Raw genomic sequence first — 623 nt, 5'->3', positions numbered from 1 at the left:
CCTTCAGGGGGGACACAAGCATGCAGAAGTTCGTCGCAGCGGCGGTGGCCGCCGGTGCCTTGAGCGCCGGACTCGCACTCGCCGCGCCGGCCGCGGCGGCACCGAACTGCTCCGACATCGTCGACAAGATCAACAGCGAGGACGGATACACGCCGACCAGCGGTGAGAAGTGGTCCTGCGCCACCGAGATCCAGGCGAACAAGTGGGCCACCTTCCCGGGCAGCATCACCGGCAAGTGGGGCAGCTTCCCCGCCGACACCGCCGATAAGTGGGCCAACGCCCCCGCCGATGTCGCCAAGAAGTGGAACGACTTCCCCGGCAAGCTGAAAGACAAGTGGTCTGGCGGTGGCGAGGAGTAAACCTCCGAACGCCGCCTCGCATCAGTGGTGATCCGTTTACAGCGGGTCACCACTGATCTGTTTACGGCCCTTCGTCTGCCCCCACCCCGAGCGCGGCGAGCAGCGCCTCGCGGTGCGCGACGAACTCAGGGTTCCGGTAGGTGCGGGCACCCGGTGTCTGGAAGTCCAGGTGACGATCGACGACGAACGATCCGCCGTCGAGGACGAGCACGCGATCAGCCAACGTCACGGCCTCGTCGACATCGTGGGTCACCAGAAGCACCC

At 66.3% G+C, this 623-nt stretch carries 1 protein-coding gene and 1 pseudogene; one reads left to right on the top strand and one right to left on the bottom strand.

Annotation, left to right across the window (positions count from 1 at the left end):
• Positions 1-359 (top strand): hypothetical protein (locus tag RM572_RS28725; protein WP_311676299.1); only part of this gene is annotated, 359 nt, incomplete at its 5' end.
• 61 nt (positions 360-420) lie between these two features.
• Here RM572_RS28725 and RM572_RS28720 read toward each other — a convergent pair.
• Positions 421-623: pseudogene (locus tag RM572_RS28720) on the bottom strand (sulfonate ABC transporter ATP-binding protein); the annotation flags it as partial.

The organism is Streptomyces hazeniae (assembly GCF_031845485.1).
Taxonomy (GTDB): Bacteria; Actinomycetota; Actinomycetes; order Streptomycetales; family Streptomycetaceae; genus Streptomyces; species Streptomyces hazeniae.
The sequence above is the reverse complement of the archived record's forward strand: the minus strand, read 5'-3'. Positions and strand labels throughout refer to the sequence as shown.